The 17,531-nt window shown below is 72.2% G+C and carries 19 protein-coding genes and 2 pseudogenes; 10 read left to right on the forward strand and 11 right to left on the reverse strand.

All coding sequences use genetic code 11. The annotated features are described in order from the left end of the window. Positions 1–60 precede the first annotated feature (60 nt). Complete coding sequence (locus tag ABZ154_RS16650; protein ID WP_356833181.1) at positions 61–2,082, reverse strand: thioredoxin domain-containing protein; 2,022 nt, start codon at positions 2,080–2,082, stop codon at positions 61–63. Positions 2,083–2,259: 177 nt separating this feature from the next. Here ABZ154_RS16650 and ABZ154_RS16655 point away from each other — a divergent pair. Continuing rightward, positions 2,260–2,394: pseudogene (locus ABZ154_RS16655) on the forward strand (Uma2 family endonuclease); the annotation flags it as partial. Between the two features lie 222 nt (positions 2,395–2,616). Here the strand turns inward: ABZ154_RS16655 and ABZ154_RS16660 are convergent. Both ABZ154_RS16660 and mca read right to left on the reverse strand, forming a co-directional pair. Beyond that, a complete protein-coding gene (locus tag ABZ154_RS16660) occupies positions 2,617–2,853 on the reverse strand; it encodes a hypothetical protein (protein ID WP_356833183.1) in 237 nt (78 codons plus the stop codon). A 1-nt stretch (position 2,854) separates the two neighbouring features. Then, positions 2,855–3,736, reverse strand: coding sequence for a mycothiol conjugate amidase Mca (gene mca, locus ABZ154_RS16665; RefSeq protein WP_356833185.1), 882 nt, complete (start codon positions 3,734–3,736; stop codon positions 2,855–2,857). Between the two features lie 122 nt (positions 3,737–3,858). Between mca and ABZ154_RS16670 the strand changes: the two genes are divergently transcribed. Further along, positions 3,859–4,275: a DUF4307 domain-containing protein gene (locus ABZ154_RS16670; RefSeq protein ID WP_356833187.1), complete on the forward strand. Its 417-nt coding sequence runs from the start codon at positions 3,859–3,861 to the stop codon at positions 4,273–4,275. 214 nt (positions 4,276–4,489) lie between these two features. After that, positions 4,490–4,987: a transcription elongation factor GreA gene (greA, locus tag ABZ154_RS16675; protein WP_073878955.1), complete on the forward strand. Its 498-nt coding sequence runs from the start codon at positions 4,490–4,492 to the stop codon at positions 4,985–4,987. A 93-nt stretch (positions 4,988–5,080) separates the two neighbouring features. On the opposite strand, the gene ABZ154_RS16680 is transcribed toward greA, so the two are convergent. From ABZ154_RS16680 to ilvA, 3 genes are all read right to left on the reverse strand, one after another. Then, positions 5,081–5,944 (reverse strand): ABC transporter permease, encoded by an 864-nt coding sequence (locus ABZ154_RS16680; protein ID WP_356833189.1) that lies wholly within the window; start codon positions 5,942–5,944, stop codon positions 5,081–5,083. After that, positions 5,941–6,936: an ATP-binding cassette domain-containing protein gene (locus ABZ154_RS16685; RefSeq protein ID WP_356833191.1), complete on the reverse strand. Its 996-nt coding sequence runs from the start codon at positions 6,934–6,936 to the stop codon at positions 5,941–5,943. The genes ABZ154_RS16680 and ABZ154_RS16685 overlap by 4 nt, the downstream gene beginning before the upstream one ends. A 125-nt stretch (positions 6,937–7,061) precedes the next feature. Next, positions 7,062–8,291: a threonine ammonia-lyase gene (gene ilvA, locus ABZ154_RS16690; RefSeq protein ID WP_356833193.1), complete on the reverse strand. Its 1,230-nt coding sequence runs from the start codon at positions 8,289–8,291 to the stop codon at positions 7,062–7,064. Positions 8,292–8,448: 157 nt separating this feature from the next. On the opposite strand from ilvA, the gene ABZ154_RS16695 reads away from it, so the two are divergent. The 4 genes from ABZ154_RS16695 to ABZ154_RS16710 all read left to right on the forward strand — a co-directional run bounded on the left by ABZ154_RS16695 (position 8,449) and on the right by ABZ154_RS16710 (position 10,286). Next, on the forward strand, positions 8,449–8,976 hold the full coding sequence (locus tag ABZ154_RS16695) for a MarR family transcriptional regulator (protein ID WP_356833195.1): 528 nt from the start codon (positions 8,449–8,451) through the stop codon (positions 8,974–8,976). 269 nt (positions 8,977–9,245) lie between these two features. Beyond that, positions 9,246–9,767 carry a sigma factor-like helix-turn-helix DNA-binding protein gene (locus tag ABZ154_RS16700; RefSeq protein WP_356833197.1) on the forward strand — a complete coding sequence of 174 codons (522 nt, stop codon included), beginning with the start codon at positions 9,246–9,248 and terminating at the stop codon, positions 9,765–9,767. Next, positions 9,764–10,024 (forward strand): hypothetical protein, encoded by a 261-nt coding sequence (locus tag ABZ154_RS16705; protein ID WP_356833199.1) that lies wholly within the window; start codon positions 9,764–9,766, stop codon positions 10,022–10,024. The genes ABZ154_RS16700 and ABZ154_RS16705 overlap by 4 nt, the downstream gene beginning before the upstream one ends. Positions 10,025–10,094: 70 nt before the next feature. Then, positions 10,095–10,286, forward strand: coding sequence for a DUF1059 domain-containing protein (locus ABZ154_RS16710; RefSeq protein ID WP_356833201.1), 192 nt, complete (start codon positions 10,095–10,097; stop codon positions 10,284–10,286). 61 nt (positions 10,287–10,347) lie between these two features. Here the strand turns inward: ABZ154_RS16710 and ABZ154_RS16715 are convergent, their stop codons facing one another. Continuing rightward, positions 10,348–11,493 carry a cystathionine gamma-synthase gene (locus ABZ154_RS16715; protein WP_356833203.1) on the reverse strand — a complete coding sequence of 382 codons (1,146 nt, stop codon included), beginning with the start codon at positions 11,491–11,493 and terminating at the stop codon, positions 10,348–10,350. A gap of 67 nt (positions 11,494–11,560) precedes the next feature. Here ABZ154_RS16715 and ABZ154_RS16720 point away from each other — a divergent pair, with 67 nt between their 5' ends. The 3 genes from ABZ154_RS16720 to ABZ154_RS16730 all read left to right on the forward strand — a co-directional run bounded on the left by ABZ154_RS16720 (position 11,561) and on the right by ABZ154_RS16730 (position 13,912). Continuing rightward, entirely contained in the window at positions 11,561–12,664 is a 1,104-nt protein-coding gene (locus ABZ154_RS16720; RefSeq protein WP_356833205.1) for a hypothetical protein, read from the forward strand. 86 nt (positions 12,665–12,750) lie between these two features. Further along, entirely contained in the window at positions 12,751–13,416 is a 666-nt protein-coding gene (msrA, locus tag ABZ154_RS16725; RefSeq protein ID WP_356833207.1) for a peptide-methionine (S)-S-oxide reductase MsrA, read from the forward strand. 61 nt (positions 13,417–13,477) lie between these two features. Beyond that, positions 13,478–13,912: a VOC family protein gene (locus tag ABZ154_RS16730; RefSeq protein WP_356833209.1), complete on the forward strand. Its 435-nt coding sequence runs from the start codon at positions 13,478–13,480 to the stop codon at positions 13,910–13,912. A gap of 31 nt (positions 13,913–13,943) precedes the next feature. On the opposite strand, the pseudogene ABZ154_RS16735 reads toward ABZ154_RS16730, so the two are convergent. The 4 genes and pseudogenes from ABZ154_RS16735 to gdhA form a co-directional block, all read right to left on the reverse strand. Further along, positions 13,944–14,552, reverse strand: a pseudogene (locus ABZ154_RS16735) (TetR/AcrR family transcriptional regulator); the annotation flags it as partial. Positions 14,553–14,606: 54 nt separating this feature from the next. Next, positions 14,607–15,017 (reverse strand): helix-turn-helix transcriptional regulator, encoded by a 411-nt coding sequence (locus tag ABZ154_RS16740; protein ID WP_356833211.1) that lies wholly within the window; start codon positions 15,015–15,017, stop codon positions 14,607–14,609. A gap of 91 nt (positions 15,018–15,108) precedes the next feature. Then, entirely contained in the window at positions 15,109–15,672 is a 564-nt protein-coding gene (locus ABZ154_RS16745) for a hypothetical protein (protein ID WP_356833213.1), read from the reverse strand. 155 nt (positions 15,673–15,827) lie between these two features. Then, complete coding sequence (gene gdhA, locus ABZ154_RS16750) at positions 15,828–17,231, reverse strand: NADP-specific glutamate dehydrogenase (protein ID WP_356833215.1); 1,404 nt, start codon at positions 17,229–17,231, stop codon at positions 15,828–15,830. Positions 17,232–17,531 lie beyond the last annotated feature (300 nt).

Here is a 17,531-nt window from a genome sequence, read left to right on the forward strand (position 1 = left end):
CGGGCAGGGGGAGGGGCCGGTCGCGAGCAACGACCGGCCCCTCACTCATCCTCTGCGGCCTCAGCCGCCCAGCTTCACCGCCAGCTCGGCCGCGTCCGTGGTCGGCGCGTCACAGACGAAGTGCCGGCAGACGTACGCGGTCGGCTCCCCGCCCACCAGCGGCCGGTCCGCCAGCAGCGGGAACTCGGCGCCCGCGCCCGGCCCTTCGCCCGCCGCGACGACCGCCCCCGGGGCCCGGCCCAGCAACGCCGTACGGTGCAGCTCACCGCCGACCGGTCCGGCCACGGCCACCTCGCGGGGCCCGTCCAGCAGCGCCTCGGCGACGGCGAGCCCCCAGCCGATGAACCGGGGCGCGCGCGGGGCCAGCGCCTTGACCACCCCGAGCGCGCCTTCGGCGGCGGTGCGGTGGGCCTCGGACCCGGTGTACGCGGCGTACGAGAGCAGCGCCCCCGCAGCGGCTGTCCACCCGGCCGGGGTGGCGCTGTCGGTCGGATCCTGCGGCCGCCGGATCAGCTGCTCGGCGTCATGGGCGGTGTCGTAGAGCTGCCCGCCCTCGCCGGTGAACTGCTCCAGCACGATGTCGAGCAGGAACCCGGCGAACTCCAGCCACGCGCCCTCACCGGTGACGGCTGCCAGCGCGAGGAAGCCCTCGGCCACATCCCCGTAGTCCTCCAGCACCCCGGCGTTGGTGCCGGCGCGCCCGTCCCTGGAGGTCCGGGTCAGCCGGGCGACCTCGCCCAGGTGGACCCGGACCAGCAGGTCGGCGGCCTCGGTGGCGCGCTCGACGAGGTCGGGCCGGTCGAAGTAGGCGCCGGTCTCGGCGAGGGCGGCGATGGCCAGCCCGTTCCAGGCGGCGACCACCTTGTCGTCCCGCCCGGGACGCGGCCGCTCCGCGCGTGCCGCCAGCAGCCGGGCCCGTACGTCGGCGACGCGCCCGGCGTCCACGGGCCGCGCCTCACCGGAGAGCTGGAGCACGGAGGCGCCCTCCTCGAAGGTCCCCTCCTCCGTCACACCGAAGTACGCGGTGGCGAAGGCCCCGTCCTCCTCACCGAGCACCTCACGCAGCTGCTCGGGCGTCCACACGTAGAAGGCGCCCTCCACGTGCTTGCCGTCCGCGTCCTCGCTGTCGGCGTCGAGCGCGGAGGCGAAGCCGCCCTCGGTGGTACGGAGCTCCCGCACCATGAAGTCCGCGGTCTCCAGGGCGATCCGCCGGGCCTCGGCGGACCCGGTGGTACGCCAGAGGTGGGCGTACACGCGGCACAGCAGCGCGTTGTCGTAGAGCATCTTCTCGAAGTGCGGGACGACCCACTCCCGGTCCACGGAGTAGCGCGCGAACCCGCCGCCGAGCTGGTCGTAGATCCCGCCGCGGGCCATCGCCGAGCAGGTGTCGGCGGCCATCTGGAGGGCCCCCTCGGACCCGGTACGGGCGTAATGCCGCAGCAGGAACTCCACAGCCATGGACGGCGGGAACTTGGGCGCCCCCCCGAACCCCCCGTGCTGCTCGTCGTACTCCCGGGTCAGCCCGAGCAGCGCCTGCGCGATCTCCGGCTCCCCCGGCGCCCCCTCGCCCCCGTGGGCCAGCGACCGCCCGGCCAGATCGGCGACGATCCGCTCGGCCACCTCGGCGACCTCCTCGCGCCGGTCGGTCCACGCTGCGCTCACCCCTTCGAGCACCTGCTGGAAGGAGGGCGAGCCGTGCCGGGGCTCGGGCGGGAAGTAGGTCCCGAAGTAGAAGGGTTCTGCGTCCGGCGTGAGGAACACGGTCATCGGCCACCCGCCGTGCCCGGTGGCAGCCTGGACGGCCTCCATGTAGACGGCGTCGACGTCGGGCCGCTCCTCCCGGTCCACCTTGACGGCGACGAAGCGCTCGTTGAGGCAGGCCGCGACGGTCTCGTCCTCGAACGACTCGTGGGCCATGACGTGGCACCAGTGGCACGAGGAGTACCCGACGCTGAGCAGCACCGGCACGTCCCGCCTTCGGGCCTCCTCGAACGCCTCGGGCGACCACGGCCACCAGTCGACGGGGTTGTCGGCGTGCTGGAGAAGATAGGGGGAGGTGGTCTGCGCAAGTCGGTTGGCCATACACCCCATCCTCGCGCACCCCCTTCCAGGACACCCGCGCGCCACGGGCCGGGCGGCGGGAACGGGGTGGTGGCGGGGCAACCGCGCCCTTGCGAAGTCGGGCGCCTCCGCCTCACAGGACATTAGGCCGAGCCCGGCAGTGCCGGAACTGCGGAAGCTCCCCGAAGGAGGCACACCATGACCGCCGACATGGTGGCGCCCGCGTGGATGCACACGCAGATCGGCGCGGAGCAGTACGACTCCTGGTCCGCGGAGCAGTGCGCCGGCATCGAGACCGTGGACGGGATGGCCGCCGTGAGCCCGAGCGCCTCCAGCACGCGCCGCGCTCGGACCGCGGCAGCCGGGCGGGGGCGGCATGGCGGGGTGAGCCGGGAGGGACCGGGCCGAAGCCCTGCTCCGCCGTTCACGGGATCACGACGGGCTGGGGCAGCCCGGCCGCCGCGAGGAACAGACGTCCCCGCCCGGGCCTGCCAAGCCGTCCTCCAGGTCCATGCCCCGCTCCGCCCGGAAGTCCGCCCCCCGGGGGCCCCGGGCCTACTTCTCGGCGGAACCCCCCAAGACCCCGGTCTCGGCGGCCGCGGCCGCCCCCGGCTCCGGGGCCTCCTCGAAGTTGACCCGCCCCATGTGCCGGTTCATCGACTTCATCAGCTGCCACACGCCGACGGCGAGGGCCGCGAAGACGAGGAAGCCGAGGACACCGGGAGTGACCTTGTTCTTGTCGAGCTCGGCGGCGAGCGGGACGACGTGCGTCAGTGCCTGGGTCGCGTACATATCAGGCATTGTCGCGGATGCCCTCGAAGAGGTCGCTCTCGGGGAGGGAGGTATCGACCAGAGACTTCGCCAGCTCGTACTCCTCGGTGGGCCAGACCTCCCGCTGGATCTCCATCGGGACCCGGAACCAGCCGCCCTCCGGATCGATCTGCGTACGGTGCGCGATCAGCGCCTTGTCGCGGATCTCGAAGAACTCGTCGCAGGGCACGTGCGTGGTCAGCGTGCGCTCGACGCGCTCGAACTCCTTCCAGCGCTCCAGCCACTCCCCGTACGGCGACTCCAGGCCGCGGGCGAGCAGCGCCTCGTGCAGCGCGACGGTGCGCGGCCGGTTGAAGCCCTGGTTGTAGTAGAGCTTCTTCGGCTGCCAGACCGGCCCGAACTCGTCCTCGCCGAAGGCCTCCGCGTCGGCCGCACCGTCGAACGCGATCATCGAGATCGTGTGCGTCATGATGTGGTCGGGGTGCGGGTAGCCGCCGTTCTCGTCGTACGTGGTGATGACCTGCGGCCGGAACGCGCGGATCTTCGCCACCAGCCGCCCGGCCGCGACCTGGGGGTCCTCCAGGGCGAAGCAGCCCTCGGGCAGCGGGGGCAGCGGGTCGCCCTCCGGGAGCCCGGAGTCGACGAAGCCGAGCCACTCCTGCTGGACGCCCAGGATCTCCCGGGCCTCGTCCATCTCCTTCTTGCGCACCTCGTGGATGTTCTTCTCGATGTACGCGTCGCCCTGGAGCTTCGGGTTGAGGATGGAGCCGCGCTCGCCTCCCGTGCAGGTCACGACCAGCACGTCCACCCCCTCGGACACGTACTTGGCCATGGTGGCCGCGCCCTTGCTCGACTCGTCGTCGGGGTGGGCGTGCACGGCCATCAGTCGCAGCTGCTCAGTCAAGGCTCGATCCTCAGTGATGTGGTCGCGATGTGGGGCGTGGTCGGATGACGCATGGGCGACTTCTATAGTGACCGAACGGGGAGGTCGAAAATTCCTCGTCGCACGGACCGGAAGGAAAGATCATGACGGCGGTTCGCGAAGCCACGCCCGAGGGGCGGTACGGCAGGACCGATGATCAGCGCGCGGACCGCAAGCTGAAGATCGTCGGTTCGGTGCTGGGTGTCGCCCTGCTCGGCGTGGTCGGATGGATCGGCTTCGGGTACGTGACCGGCCAGGGCATCAGCGCCGAGCTGATCAAGTTCGACATCGTCTCCGACGTACGGACCGAGGCCCACCTCGAAGTGCGCAAGGACAGCGGCACCGAGGGCTACTGCACCGTACGGGCCCTGAGCAAGGACGGCAGCGAGGTCGGCCGCAAGGAGACCCGCTTCGGCCCGGGCGCGGGCCGGGTCGACGAGCTGGTGGTGATGCGGACGCGGGCACGGGCCACCGCGGTCGAGCTCACGGGCTGCACGGCCGGCGACTCTCCCGCCGGCTGACTCGCCGCCGGCCGACTTTCCACCGCACCTGATCCGGAGCACCCCCTCTGACCTGCATCTTCCGTCAGCGGGGCAGCCCACCCGGACGTGTGACGGTTTACCTTCTCCCCCTTTTCCTGGGGAATTGTTAGGCTCGTGGTTTCGCCCACCCGAGGAAGCGCATGCTTCCGGGTAGGGCGATGCTTTGTATTCCCAGCACCGACGAGGAGCACCTGTGACCCAGACCAGCGAAAACGTCACCTGGCTCACGCAGGAGGCGTACAACCAGCTCAAGGCCGAGCTGGAGTACCTGTCTGGTCCCGCGCGCACGGAGATCGCCGTCAAGATCGCGGCGGCCCGTGAGGAGGGTGACCTCCGGGAGAACGGCGGGTACCACGCGGCCAAGGAGGAGCAGGGCAAGATGGAGCTGCGGGTGCGCCAGCTCACCCAGCTCCTGGAGCACGCGAAGGTCGGCGAGGCTCCGGCCGACGACGGCGTGGTCGAGCCCGGCATGGTCGTGACGATCGCCTTCGACGGCGACGAGGACGATACGACGACGTTCCTGCTCGCCTCCCGCGAGTACGCCAGCGGGGACATCGAGACGTACTCCCCGCAGTCCCCGCTCGGCATCGGCGTGAACGGCAAGCGCACGGGCGAGGAAGCCGAGTACGAGCTGCCGAACGGCAAGACGGCCACGGTGAAGATCCTGGCGGCGAAGCCGTACACGGGCTGACGCCCGGCCACCACGACGGAACGCGGAGGGAGCCCCGGCCTGTGTAGGCCGGGGCTCCCTCCGCGTCACGGATGCGGGACGGGCCACGACACGTCAGCCGCTCGACCGCCGGTACTTGCGGACCGCGAGCGTGCGGAAGACCACGATGATCAGCACGGACCAGAGCAGCGACGCCCAGACGGGGTGCTGCATCGGCCAGGCGCTGGATTCCACCACTCCCGGGTTGCCGAACAGCTCGCGGCACGCCTGGACGGTGGCGCTGAAGGGGTTCCAGTCGGCGACGTGCCGCAGCCAGGGCGTCATCTGGCTGGAGTCGACGAACGCGTTCGAGATGAATGTGACCGGGAACAGCCAGATGATCCCGCCCGAGGTCGCGGCCTCCGGGGTCCGGACCGACAGCCCGATCAGGGCACCGATCCAGGTGAAGGCGTACCCCAGGAGGAGCAGCAGGCCGAAGGCGGCCAGGACCCGGCCGGCGTTGGTCGGCTCGGCCGAGCCGGTGCGCCAGCCGACGATCAGCGCGACGATCGCCAGGACGAGCAGGGTGATGCACGTCTGCACGAGGTCGGCGACGGTCCGGCCGGTGAGCACCGCGCCCCGCGCCATCGGGAGGGACCGGAAGCGGTCGACGAGGCCCTTCTGCATGTCGTCGGCGATCCCGGCCGCCGACCCCGCGGTGGCGAAGGTGACGGTCTGCGCGAAGATCCCGGCCATGAGGAAGTTCTTGTAGACGTCAGGATCGGTCGTGCCCCCGACGCTCATCGAGCCGCCGAAGACGTACGTGAACAGCACGACGAACATGACCGGCTGGATGACCCCGAAGAGCACCATCTCGGGGATCCGGGTCATCCTGATCAGGTTCCGCTTGGCGACGACGAGCGAGTCCCTGACCGACTGGACCACACCGCCGGACGGGCGGGGGGCCAGGGCAGGGGCGTCCTTGGTGGTGACGCTCACGGGGTGTCCTCCTTGGCGTCGGCGTCGGCGTCGGCGTCGTCGCTGTCGTCCGCCGCGGCGGCGTGGCCGGTGAGCGAGAGGAAGACATCGTCCAGCGTCGGGCGGCGCAGGGCGATGTCGTCGATCTCCACGCCGCTCCTGTCCAGCTCGCGGATGATCTCGGCGAGCAGCTTGGCCCCGCCGCTCACCGGGACGGTCAGCTTGCGGGAGAGCCGTACGACGGTGACCTCGCCCTTGCCGAGGGCGGCCAGCACCGACCGGGCGGGTTCGATCTCGTCCGGGCGGTGCACGACGACCTCGACGCGCTCGCCCCCGGTGCGGGCCTTGAGCTCGTCGGAGGTGCCGCGGGCGATGACCTTGCCGTGGTCGATGACGCAGATGTCGTGGGCCAGGCGGTCGGCCTCCTCCAGGTACTGCGTGGTCAGCAGCAGCGTCGTACCGCCTGCCACCAGGTCCTCGATGACGTCCCACAGTTGCTGCCGGTTGCGCGGGTCGAGGCCGGTCGTCGGCTCGTCCATGAACATCACGGGCGGCGAGACGACCAGGGCGGCCGCGAGGTCGAGGCGGCGGCGCATCCCTCCGGAGTACGTCTTGGCCGTACGGTCGGCGGCGTCGGCGAGGTTGAACCGCTCCAGCAGGACGCCCGCCCGGGCCTTCGCGTCGCGGGCGCTCATCTGGTAGAGCTGCCCGACCATCTGAAGGTTCTCGCGGCCGGTCAGATACTCGTCGACCGCGGCGTACTGACCGGAGAGCCCGATGCTGCGGCGTACCTCGTTGGGCTTCTTCAGCACGTCGATGCCGGCCACGAACGCCCTGCCGCTGTCGGGGCGCAGGAGAGTGGTCAGGACCCGTACGGCGGTCGTCTTGCCCGCGCCGTTGGGTCCGAGGAGCCCGAGGACGGTGCCCTCGGGCACATCGAGGTCGACTCCGTCCAGGGCTCGTACGTCACCGAAGGTCTTGACCAGACCTTCGGCATGGATGGCACCTGGCATGGACGAACTCCCCCATCACTCGCGGACGACGTACACCTGCGTGGTTGCGTGAGCGATCCTAGGATCGGCGGGGCTTCACCGCGCGGTGAATAACGAGATCCGGCCAACCGTGAGGAACCGTACGGTCAGCCGATGACCCGGTACCCCTCCGCGCGCAGCGCCGCCTCGACCTCTTCGCAGTGGCGGGGGCCCTTGGTCTCCAGGTGGAGGTCGACCTCCACTTCGGTCAGGCCGAGGCGTGGGTCGGTGCGCACATGGCCGATATCGAGCACGTTGGCGTCGGCGACGGTCAGTGCGGCCAGCAGGGTGGCCAGCGCCCCAGGCCGGTCGGTGAGCCGCAGCCGCAGGCTCAGATAGCGGCCCGCGGCGGACATCCCGTGGCGCAGGACGCGCTGCATCAGCAGCGGGTCCACGTTGCCGCCGGAGAGCACCGCCACCACCGGCCCCCGGAATGCGTCCGGGTCGCTGAGCAGTGCGGCCACCGGGCTCGCCCCGGCCGGTTCCACCACGAGCTTGGCCCGCTCCAGGCAGAGCAGCAGCGCGCTGGAGAGCTCGTTCTCGGTGACGGTGCGGACCTCGTCGACCAGCTCCTCGATCACCGCGAACGGGACGTCGCCGGGGCGCCCCACCTTGATGCCGTCCGCCATCGTGACCGGGTTGTCCAGGGAGACCGGGCGGCCGGCGGCCAGCGAGGGCGGGTAGGCGGCGGCGCCCTCGGCCTGGATGCCGACGATGCGGATGTCGGGGCGCAGCGCCTTCACCGCGACGGCGATACCGGCCGCGAGACCGCCGCCGCCGATGCCGACGACGATGGTGCGGACCTCCGGGCACTGTTCCAGGATCTCCAGGCCGACCGTTCCCTGGCCCGCGATGATGTCGGGGTGGTCGAAGGGGTGGATGAAGACCGCGCCGGTCCGGTCCGCGTACTCCTGGGCGGCGGCCAGTGTCTCGTCGACGACCTGTCCGTGCAGCCGCACCTCGGCCCCGTACTCCTGGGTCGCGGCGACCTTGGGGAGCGGTGCCCCGACGGGCATGAAGACCGTGGAGCGCACGCCGAGGAGGGAGGAGGCCAGCGCGACGCCCTGGGCGTGGTTCCCGGCGCTCGCGGCGACGACCCCGGCCGCCCGCTCCACGGGGGTGAGGCCGGAGATCCGGACGTACGCGCCGCGCAGTTTGAAGGAGCCGGTGCGCTGGAGGTTCTCGCACTTGAGGTGGACGGGGGCGCCGACCAGCTCGGTCAGATGCCGGCTGCCCTCCAGGGCGGTGACTCTGGCCACCCCGGACAGCATTTTCTGCGCGCCCCGGACGTCGTCGAGGATCAGGGCCGGGTGTCGGGCGGTCGCGCGGAACGTCATGCCGGCAAGTCTTGCAGCTCGGAGCCGTCGCGGCAGACTTGTCTCATGGCGGCCTGCGGTGGTGTCCGCAGGTTTGTGCGGCACTGGTACGCGTTGCCCCGGGGCCGCGTACTCTGTCCCCCACCCATCCGACACCGCACGAAGAGAGCCCCCGGCCATGCCCCCTCAGGACATGACGACTGCTGCGTCTCCTTCCGGGGGCGCCGCCCCCGAACACCCGGGTCCCGACCGCCTGCTGGACTCCCTCCAGCACCAGGTGGCGGTCTTCGCCCGCCGTGCCGAGCAGACCCGCCTCGGCGGTGTCGGCCAGGTCCGCAACTCGATGGACCGGGCGGCGTACCTGCTGCTGAACCGGCTGGACAAGGAAGGCCCGATGGGCGTCAAGGCGCTCGCCGCGGGCATGGGGATCGACTCCTCGACCGTGACCCGGCAGGTCGCCCCGCTGGTCGACACCGGGCTGGTCAAGCGGACCTCGCACCCGGAGGACGGCCGGGCCGTCGTGCTCCAGCTCTCTCCTCGCGGCCAGGCCCGCCTGGAGGAGGTCCGCGCCTCGCGGCGCGAGCTGATGTCGCAGGTGACGGACGGCTGGACGCAGGAGGAGCGGGACACCTTCTGCGCGCTGCTCACCCGGTTCAACGGTTCGCTGGCCGCCCGGCAGGCCGCTCAGCCGCCGCAGAGCGACTGACACCTCCCGGCCCCCGTCCCGGCGACGCGCACCCCGTGAGCCGTCCGTCGCGCATCCCGCGAACTTCCTTGTGCCCACAGGCCGTCCAGGCCCTGTAGGCCTTGCCGTACCCTCCGATCCACGTCGCCGGCGCCGGTCACAACCCGGGCCCTGCCGCTCGCCATCGCGCCGGGCCCGGGACCGGCGGACTGAGGGGAGGGCCGCGGACCCCGGACCCGGTGTGCCGCCCCTCTTGACCCGGGCACCGCACCAGGGCTCGGATGAGCTGCATGCGAGAGCGGCAGACCCACCGGGAACGGCTCCGCGCCCAGGAGTTCCAGGCCTTCGTGGCAGGCGCGGGCGGCCGCCTGCTGTACACGGCGACGCTGCTCACCGCCGAGCCGGCCGCACCGGCCGGCACCAACGTACGGGCCCAGCGGCTGCTCTGCGCGGCCCTGGCACGTACGTACGCGGAGTGGGACGGGCTGCGCGGCGAGGACCCCTACGACCGCACCCGCCAGGAGCTCGCGGTCCGCTTCGCCCGGGAGGCCTGGCGCCACCGGCACCCGCTCGGCGGGGTGCTGGACCGGCTCGCGCCGCTGGAGCGGCTGGTGCTGGTGCTGCGGCTGTACGAGGAGGTCGGCGAGGACCAGACGGCGGCGCTGCTGGGGCTTCCGGCGGACCGGGTACGGGCTGTCTGCGACCGCTCGATCGCGGCGATGCGCTCGGGGGTAACAGGGCGCGGGGCGGCCGGTTCGGGGCGCAGGGGTCCGGCCGCCGGTTCGCCGTTCGCTTCCGGGGCGACGCCGTGATCCGGGACCGGGGCCAGGACCGCAAGGCGGCGGAGGTCCGCCGGATGCTTCAGGGGCCGCACCCGCCGGTGCCGCCCGGTCTGGCGGACCGGGCCGCGCGGCGCGGCGCCCGGCTGCTGCGGCTGCGCCGCGGGATGCGGCGCACGGCCTGGTGGCTGGCGGGGACGGCGTTCGCGGCGTTCCTGGTGTGGGCCGGGGTCGAGCAGCCGTGGCTGCCGGAACCGGCGGAGGTGACACCACCGCTGGAGGGGTGGTGACGGCGTCGGAGCCCCGGGGGACCGGCCTATCCTGGAGGAGCCGGTCGTCGTACGAGCCGAGGAGGCCGTCATGACACGGAAGATCGCCGACTGCCGCAAGTACCCGAGCGAGATGAACTGCTCACTCACCATTTCCGGTGAGGAGGACGAGGTCGTCCGCGCCGCGAGCGAGCACGCCGTCTCCGTCCACGACCATGAGGACAGCCCCGAACTGCGGAGCCAGGTGCGGGCCATGCTGGAGGACGAGAGGGTGAACGTCTGATCCGTGCGGGCGCCCGCCGTTCAGCGGCGGGCGCCCGGGTGTGTCGCCGTACGGCGGCCGGTCAGCCCAGCGCCTGGGTGAGGTCGGCCAGCAGGTCGTCGCCGTTCTCGATGCCGACGGAGAGGCGGACCAGGTCGGCGGGGACCTCCAGCAGGGAGCCCGCGACGGAGGCGTGCGTCATCCGGCCGGGGTGCTCGATCAGCGACTCGACACCGCCGAGGGACTCGCCCAGCGTGAAGAGCTTCGCCCGGTTGCAGACCTCCACCGCCGCCTCCTCACCGCCCGCGACGCGGAAGGAGACCATGCCGCCGAACGCCTTCATCTGCTTGGCGGCGACCTCGTGGCCGGGGTGCTCGGGGAGCCCCGGGTAGAGGACGTGGGAGACCTTGGGGTGGCGGGTCAGCAGATCGGCGACCTTGGTGGCGTTCTCGGTGTGACGGTCCATGCGGACGGCGAGGGTCTTGATGCCGCGCAGCACGAGCCAGGCGTCGAAGGGGCCGGAGACCGCGCCCATGGCGTTCTGGTGGAAGGCCAGCTCCTCGGCCAGCTCCGGGTCGCTGACGACGAGCGCGCCGCCGACGACGTCGGAGTGGCCGCCCATGTACTTGGTGGTGGAGTGCACGATGACGTCCGCGCCGAGCGCGAGCGGCTGCTGGAGGTAGGGCGAGGCGAAGGTGTTGTCGACGACGAGGCGCGCCCCGGCCTGGTGCGCGACCTGGGCGACGGCGGCGATGTCGCTGATGCCGAGCAGCGGGTTGGAGGGGGTCTCCACCCAGACCGCCTTGGTGCGGGGGGTGATCGCCTCGCGCACCGCCGCCACGTCCGAGGTGTCGGCGACCGAGAACTCCACGCCCCAGCGCGCGGCGACCTTCGCGAACAGCCGGAAGGTGCCGCCGTAGGCGTCGTTCGGGATGACCACGTGGTCACCGGGGGTCAGCAGCGTACGCAGGAGGCAGTCCTCGGCGGCGAGGCCGGAGGCGAAGGCGAGACCGCGGCGGCCGCCTTCCAGGGCCGCCAGGTTCTCCTCCAGGGCGGTCCGGGTCGGGTTGGCGCTGCGGCTGTACTCGTAACCGCCGCGCAGTCCTCCCACGCCGTCCTGCTTGTACGTGGACACCTGGTAGATGGGCGGAACCACCGCGCCGGTGAGGGGGTCGGCGGTGTTCCCCGCGTGGATCGCGAGAGTCTCGAAGCTGTGCTGGTCGCTCATGAGTCCCGAGCGTAGTTCGTCGCGAGGGCCCTTACCGGCCACTCCACGCTCCGGGGACAATGGAGCCATGGAGATTCTGTTGTTCCTGCTCGCGATGTGCATGCTCGCCGCGATCATCGGCCCCTGGGTCATGCGCCGCCGCGGTGGTATCCGCCAGGTCGCCCCGGGTTCGCCCGACGCGGCCGACCCCGACACGTACGGCTTCGCCCGCCAGGAGGAGCTGGACGTCCGGATGCCGGGCCCGGACCAGGACCTCCTGGACGTCCTCGACGTCGTCCAGGCCACCCAGGACTGGCGAGCGGCCTCCCAACTGCTCTCCGGTACGCCGAAGGAGGGCGAGGTGCGCTGGCAGCGGGTGCAGGCCTTCGCGGGCGCGGCCTCGCTGGAGCTGGCCCAGCAGCCGGGGAAGGGCGGCTCATGGCTGCGCGCCTGGCGTGCGGAGGCCCCGAAGGACGCGGGCGGGGCGGCCGTGCACGCCGAGTTCCTGGTGCAGCAGGCGTGGCGCTCCTCGGCCGCGGGGACCGACGACTTCCGGATCATCCTGGAGGAGGCCCGTACGGTCTGCGGCGAGGCGGCGCTGCTCGCCCCGGGCGACCCGGTGCCGTACATCGTGGAGCTGGCGGTGGCCCGCGGCCTGAACTACACCCCGGAGCAGTTCGACCAGCTCTGGGCGAAGATCATCGACCGGGCCCCGGCCCACATGGGCGCGCACATCGCGGCGCTGCACTTCCACTGCGAGAAGTGGCACGGCTCCCGCAAGGACGCCGACGCCTTCGCCACGGCCGCCGCCGCCCGCGCCCCGCAGGGCTCGCTGCTCGCCGCGCTGCCGCTGTTCGCGGTGTACGAGCACCTGCCGGAGGTCAACCTCGTGCAGGGCTTCTACCGCGGCCAGGTGGTGGTGAAGGCGGTCGAGGGCGCGATGTTCGCGGTCCACGCGGCCCGCCCGGACGACCCGATGCTCGCCCACGTACGGCACCTGCTGGTGCTGTTCCTCGTCCACATGGAGCGCTGGTCGGAGGCGATGCACCAGCTGGTCCTCATCGACGGCCACGTGGGCGCGCTGCCGTGGACGGCGGACCCGGACCCGGCCGCCCAGTACACGGTCTACCGGGCGCTGGCGGTCGCGGGGTACGAGGCGAACGGCGGCTCCCCGGCGACGCTGCCGCAGTGAGCCTGCGCCCCCGGGCCGCCCGGAATCCCGGTGGCGGGTCCCTTGTTGTACCTACCGAACCCCACCGACCCCGGAGGAGCCCCCGCATGTTCCTGAACCGCCGCACCCCCGAGCTCCCCACCCCGGAGCAGGCCCTGCGCGGCCGTCCCGTCCCCGAATTCACCGTCCCCTCCCGCCACACCGTCCTCGGCAACCCGCTGGTGGGGCCGTACCCGCAGGGCCTGGAGGTGGCGGACTTCGCGCTCGGCTGCTTCTGGGGCGCGGAGCGGAAGTTCTGGCAGACCGAGGGCGTCTGGACGACGCTGGCCGGCTACCAGGGCGGCTACACGGAGAACCCGACGTACGAGGAGACCTGCTCGGGCCTGACCGGCCACACGGAGGCGGTCCGCGTCGTCTTCGACCCGGCCGTCGTCAGTTACGAGGAGCTGCTCAAGCTGTTCTGGGAGTCCCACAACCCGACCCAGGGCTTCCGCCAGGGCAACGACGTGGGCACCCAGTACCGCTCCGCGCTCTACACCCACTCCCCCGCCCAGGCAGCGGCGGCGGACGCCTCCCGTGAGGCGTACCAGAAGGTCTTGACGGCGTCGGGCCACAAGGAGATCACCACGGAGATCCTCCCGGCCGAGGGCCGCCCGTTCTGGCCGGCGGAGGCGTACCACCAGCAGTACCTGGACAAGAACCCGGGCGGTTACTGCGGAATCGGCGGTACGGGGGTGTCCTGCCCGATCGGTGTGGCACCGGTCGAGGGCTGAGCGGCAGCGCGGCGCGGAAATGCGGATGCCGGTGGGTGACACGCGCCGTTAGGGTGCCCGGATGACGAAGATCCGGAAGCTCCAGGTCACCTTCGACTGCGCGCAGCCCGAGCGCCTCGCCCGTTTCTGGTGCGAGGTGCTGGGGTACGTCGTGCCGCCGGTGCCGGAGGGGTTCGCGACCTGGGACGACTACAACCTCTCGCTGCCGACCGGGGACCGGGACGCGTGGTTCGCCTGCAGCGATCCGTCGGGGGCCGGCCCGCGCCTGTACTTCCAGCGCGTGCCGGAGGGCAAGGTCGTCAAGAACCGGGTCCATCTCGATGTGCGGGCCGGCCTCGGGCTCGTGGGTGCGGAGCGGCTCGCCACGCTGGAGGCCGAGCGCGACCGGCTGGTGGCGCTCGGCGCGGTGTGCGAGCGCGTGATGGTCGCCGACGAGGAGAACGAGTCGTGCATCGTGATGCAGGACATCGAGGGCAACGAGTTCTGCCTCGACTGACGCATGTGCCGTACGACGATGAGGGCAGGCCCTAGCCGAGCATCGCCGGAAGCAGTCGGCGCAGCAGCCGTTCGAACAGTGCGTCACGCTCGGCCGGGCCCGCCGAGGGTGGCGGGCCCGCCGTCGTGAGGGCGGCCAGCAGGTGCGGATGGCGGCCCTCGGCGGCGACCGCGGCCAGGTGGGCCGCCTGGGCGGGCGGGTCCCCCGCGCCGGTGGTGCCCTCGGCGCTCGCGGGGGTCTCACGGCGGGCGAAGAGCGTGGCGAGGCCGCCCAGGAGCCCGATGGCCTCCAGCTTCTGCCGGCTCGTGCCGGGTGCGGGGGCCAGGACCGCCAGGGCGTGGTCCAGATAGTCGATCGCGTGCGGGCCGAGCACCTCGCCCCGGCGGTCGTTCAGCTCCGCGAGCCAGGGGTGGCGGGCGTGGGCGGCCTTGGACTGGAGGGCCAGGCCGACGAGGTCGCCGAGCCAGTCGCCGCTGGGGGCGGCGGAGAGGTCCAGCTCGCCCGCGACCGCGTCCGCCATGAGGTCCAGCAGCTCGTCCCGGCTCCCGACATAGCGGTAGAGCGAGGCGGGCCCGGTGCCCAGCCGCTGCGCGAGCGCGCGCATCGACACGGCGGCCGGCCCTTCGGCGTCCGCCAGGGCGCTCGCGGGCCGGGCCGCCCGGTCGACGGCCGTGCGTGACGGCCCTTCCCCGGATCAGGCCGCCAGCAGCACGCCGCCCGTCGGGCCCGCCGGGCCCACGGACCGGTGACCGCCGGCCGTCCCGAGCGACCGGGACCGCGACCGAGCCGCCGTAAGGCTGACCAGCCGCTCCCCGGCCAGCGCCAGGACGTCGGCGAGGCTCAGCCCGAGCGCCTGGGCAGCAGCCGCCAGCACCTCGGAAGAGGCCTCCTTGCGGCCGCGCTCCACCTCGGAGAGGTAGGCCATCGAGATCCGTGCGGCGTCGGCCACCTCCTTCAGCGTCCGCCCCTGGGACAGCCGTTCCCTCCGCAGCACGTCCCCCACGAGGTCGCGCCAGAGCGGCTGCCGGGACGGAGCGGGCCCGGCCGGGGCCGGGAACGGGCGCAGGGGGATGACGCGGGCCTGGTTGTTCGCTCGGATGCTCACCGCTCCAGCCTAGGAGCAGTGCGCCCGGCCGGCACGGGGCGGGCGTTGCGCTCCGGGCGGATCTGCTGAGGGCGAAGGCCTGGATGAGTTCTCACCCGTCGACGGCGGGGGCGCGGCGCCGGTAGTAGGCGATCGCGAGAGCGATGGTGATGGGCCCCCAAGCCGCGATGGGAGTGACGCATACCGTCGCCAGCGCGTTCCAGGCGCCGTTGGTGAACTCGACGGTGTCGATGACGCCGTACAGGGTGAGGTCGCGATCGTCGCCCAGTGGGACGGCGGTGAACAGGAAGGTGAGTACCAGGCCGCCGAGCACGGCGGGGACGACGGCCGCCATCGGCCGGACGCGTCGGCCGCCGATGACCGGTATCCAGGCCGGCACCACCTCTCCCCAGCCCCGGACCAGCCCGATGGTCAGGATCGCGATCAATTCGGTCAACACGCTGAGCCCGAGGACGTACGGAATGCTCAGCCAGAGGGCAGGCTTACCGCCCTCCTGAAGCAGCCCCATCTCGAAGTGCAGGGCGAAGGGCAGCCGCCACAGGCACGCCGGCAGCAGAAGCAGCGGGAGCGCGTAGGCCAGGCGCATCGCCCAGCGAGGAACGGGCCGCTCGGTGTCACTGACGGACGGCGGGCGGTGAAGGATCTTCAGTGTCATGACTCCACCCTCGCGGAGCGGGCACGACGAGGCGTCCCCCGCGCGCGCCGACCCGCTCCCCCGCGCGGGGGAGACCACACCTGGCAGCCTCGCCCGCGCGGGGGAGCCGTGCCGGCGGCGACACAACTCCGGCGCCGGCGCCTCTCCGCGTACGGTCAGATCAGACCCTGCGCCAGCATCGCGTCCGCCACCAGCTCGAAGCCCGCGATGTTCGCGCCCACCACGTAGTTGCCGGGGCTGCCGTAGCGTTCGGCGGTCGTGAAGCAGGAGTCGTGGATGTGGCGCATGATCTCGGCCAGGCGCTCCTCCGTGTGGGAGAAGGTCCAGGAGTCCCGGGAGGCGTTCTGCTGCATCTCCAGGGCGCTCGTCGCGACCCCGCCCGCGTTGGCCGCCTTTCCGGGGGCGAAGGCGACGCCCGCCTCCTGGAGGACCCGGACCGCGTCCGGCGTGGTGGGCATGTTGGCGCCCTCCGCGACCGCCTTGACCCCGTTTCGTACGAGTGCGAGCGCGTCGGCCTCGTGGAGCTCGTTCTGGGTGGCGCAGGGCAGGGCCACGTCCACGGGGACCGACCACACCCCCGTACCGGCCACGAACCGGGCGTGCGGGCCGCGCCGCTCGGCGTAATCGGAGACCCGGCCCCGGCCCGCCTCCTTGATCTCCTTGAGGAGGGCGAGGTCTATGCCCTTCTCGTCCACGACGTAGCCGCCGGAGTCCGAGCAGGTGATGACGGTTGCGCCGAGCTGCTGGGCCTTCTCGACGGCGTAGATGGCCACGTTGCCCGAGCCGGAGACCGCGACGGTCTGGCCCTCCAGCGACTCGCCCCGGCTGCGCAGCATCTCGGCGGTGAACAGGACCGTGCCGTAGCCGGTGGCCTCCGTACGGGCCTGGGCGCCGCCCCAGCCGAGGCCCTTGCCGGTGAGGACGCCGGACTCGTAACGGTTGGTGATCCGCTTGTACTGGCCGAAGAGGTAGCCGATCTCGCGGCCGCCCACGCCGATGTCACCGGCGGGGACGTCGGTGTACTCGCCCAGGTGGCGGTGGAGCTCGGTCATGAAGGACTGGCAGAACCGCATGATCTCGGCGTCGGAACGGCCCTTGGGGTCGAAGTCCGCGCCGCCCTTGCCGCCGCCGATGGGCATGCCGGTGAGGGCGTTCTTGAAGATCTGCTCGAAGCCGAGGAACTTCACGATGCCGAGGTTGACCGACGGGTGGAAGCGCAGGCCGCCCTTGTACGGGCCGAGCGAGCTGGAGAACTCGACCCGGAAGCCGCGGTTGACGTGGATGTCGCCGGAGTCGTCCGCCCACGGCACCCGGAAGATCAGCTGGCGCTCCGGCTCGCACAGCCGCTCGATGATGCGGGCGTCCACGAACTCGGGGCGCTGCGTCAGCACGGGACCGAGCGTCTCCAGGACCTCGCGGACCGCCTGGTGGAACTCCTTCTCGCCCTGGTTGCGCCGCAGGATCTCGGCGTAGAGCGGCTCGATGACCCGGTTCGCGGCATCGTGCGTGCGAACGGAGTCAGGGGCGGAGTCAGGGGCGGAGTCAGGGGTGAGCGGCATCTGATCAAGACCTTCCGTGGGTCGGCTCGTGCGCGTCGGCGCCCCCGTACCGGAGGGCGCCGGCGTCGTACGCCCCGATTGTCCCGCGTCACCCGATGATCTTCGACACCCATCCACATACTGGCCGTTTGACGCAGGCCCACGGGAAGTCGACGTCGTCGACGGCGATCTCCCCGACGAGTTCCGTGTTGCGCCGCAGCCTCCATGTGGTGCCGTTGAAGCCCGTCGCCGCCCCCCTGCCTACTCGTGCATCCGTTCCCGTCACGGTAAGGGACCGGTGAAGGCCGACACGGGCAAGGG

Source organism: Streptomyces sp. NPDC006261, assembly GCF_040613515.1.
In the GTDB taxonomy this organism is placed as follows: Bacteria; Actinomycetota; Actinomycetes; order Streptomycetales; family Streptomycetaceae; genus Streptomyces.

Coding starts and splice junctions, on each gene's coding strand:
- ABZ154_RS16650 (WP_356833181.1), bottom strand. CDS start 2,082: ATGGCCAACCGACTTGCGCAGACCACCTCCCCCTATCTTCTCCAGCAC.
- ABZ154_RS16660 (WP_356833183.1), bottom strand. CDS start 2,853: ATGTACGCGACCCAGGCACTGACGCACGTCGTCCCGCTCGCCGCCGAG.
- ABZ154_RS16670 (WP_356833187.1), top strand. CDS start 3,859: ATGACGGCGGTTCGCGAAGCCACGCCCGAGGGGCGGTACGGCAGGACC.
- ABZ154_RS16685 (WP_356833191.1), bottom strand. CDS start 6,936: ATGCCAGGTGCCATCCATGCCGAAGGTCTGGTCAAGACCTTCGGTGAC.
- ilvA (WP_356833193.1), bottom strand. CDS start 8,291: ATGACGTTCCGCGCGACCGCCCGACACCCGGCCCTGATCCTCGACGAC.
- ABZ154_RS16695 (WP_356833195.1), top strand. CDS start 8,449: ATGCCCCCTCAGGACATGACGACTGCTGCGTCTCCTTCCGGGGGCGCC.
- ABZ154_RS16700 (WP_356833197.1), top strand. CDS start 9,246: ATGCGAGAGCGGCAGACCCACCGGGAACGGCTCCGCGCCCAGGAGTTC.
- ABZ154_RS16710 (WP_356833201.1), top strand. CDS start 10,095: ATGACACGGAAGATCGCCGACTGCCGCAAGTACCCGAGCGAGATGAAC.
- ABZ154_RS16715 (WP_356833203.1), bottom strand. CDS start 11,493: ATGAGCGACCAGCACAGCTTCGAGACTCTCGCGATCCACGCGGGGAAC.
- ABZ154_RS16720 (WP_356833205.1), top strand. CDS start 11,561: ATGGAGATTCTGTTGTTCCTGCTCGCGATGTGCATGCTCGCCGCGATC.
- msrA (WP_356833207.1), top strand. CDS start 12,751: ATGTTCCTGAACCGCCGCACCCCCGAGCTCCCCACCCCGGAGCAGGCC.
- ABZ154_RS16730 (WP_356833209.1), top strand. CDS start 13,478: ATGACGAAGATCCGGAAGCTCCAGGTCACCTTCGACTGCGCGCAGCCC.
- ABZ154_RS16745 (WP_356833213.1), bottom strand. CDS start 15,672: ATGACACTGAAGATCCTTCACCGCCCGCCGTCCGTCAGTGACACCGAG.
- gdhA (WP_356833215.1), bottom strand. CDS start 17,231: ATGCCGCTCACCCCTGACTCCGCCCCTGACTCCGCCCCTGACTCCGTT.